1 protein-coding gene is annotated in these 1,043 nt (G+C 42.2%); it reads left to right on the forward strand.

Going from position 1 to position 1,043, the window contains the following annotated elements; all coding sequences use genetic code 11:
* Positions 1-15 precede the first annotated feature (15 nt).
* Positions 16-1,043, forward strand: a 1,028-nt coding sequence (locus BOW06_RS12860; RefSeq protein WP_144077467.1) for an integrase, incomplete at its 3' end; no start/stop codon positions are given.

A 1,043-nucleotide genomic window follows, 5' to 3' on the forward strand; every position in this document is an offset into this window, starting at 1 on the left:
AGAGAGGATGAAACTTTGAAGGACATTTGGGACAAAATAACACATTTAAATGAGGTAAATAAAAAGGAGGAGTGTTTTTATGTGGAAAATGAAGTGTTGATGAGAAAGAGTAGGAAATTTGAGAATGAAGAAAGTGAGATAAGTGTTAGACGGCAAGTCGTCGTCCCAAAAATATTTCGAAATGAAATTTTGAGTCTTGGACATGAGAGTCTATTTGCTGGACATCAGGGGCGTACCAAAACGTATGAGAGAGTAGTGGCTGACTTCTTTTGGCCAAGAATGTTCAGGGATACTGAGGAGTATTGTCGTACCTGTCATGTATGTCAGGTGACAGGTAAACCCAATCAAACCATACCACCTGCTCCTTTGAAGTTAGTACCTATTACAGGTGAGGCATTTTCGAAGGTATTAATGGACATCGTAGGTCCCCTTCCGAAAACTAGTAACGGGAACCAGTATTTGCTCACTATTATGTGCGTAAACACCAGGTTTCCGGAGGCAATTCCTTTGCGAAAGGTCACGGCAGCTGTCGTAGCCAAAGCATTACTAAAATATTTTACAATGACCGGCTTGCCGCAGGAAATTCAGACAGATCAGGGGTCTAATTTTATGTCCAAACTGTGTCAACAGGTTTTGGCATTGTTGGATATCAAGCAAGTAAGGTCTAGTGCTTTTCACCCAGCCTCATTAGGAGCTTTAGAACGCTATGCAAAACAGGAGTCGTTAGGGTTTTCACCTTTTGAACTTGTCTATGGCCATACACCTAGGGGTCCCCTCAAGTTAGTTAAAGATAGCTGGCTTCAGGAAAATAGTTCAGACGAGTTGTTGGACTATGTGGCCCGCATCAAGGACAGGTTATGGCAGGCAACAGAATTGGCCAAAAAGCATCTTTTGGGGGCTCAATCTAGAATAAAAGGGCAGTTTGATAGAAAAGCCAAAGTTAGGGAATTTCGGCCAGGGGACAAAGTTTTACTCTATCTCCCTATTCCAAAATCTTCCCTGCAATCCAAATATTTTGGACCATACACGGTAAACAGGAAGGT

The sequence above is a fragment of the Solemya velum gill symbiont genome (assembly GCF_002020255.1).
GTDB lineage: Bacteria > Pseudomonadota > Gammaproteobacteria > Chromatiales > Chromatiaceae.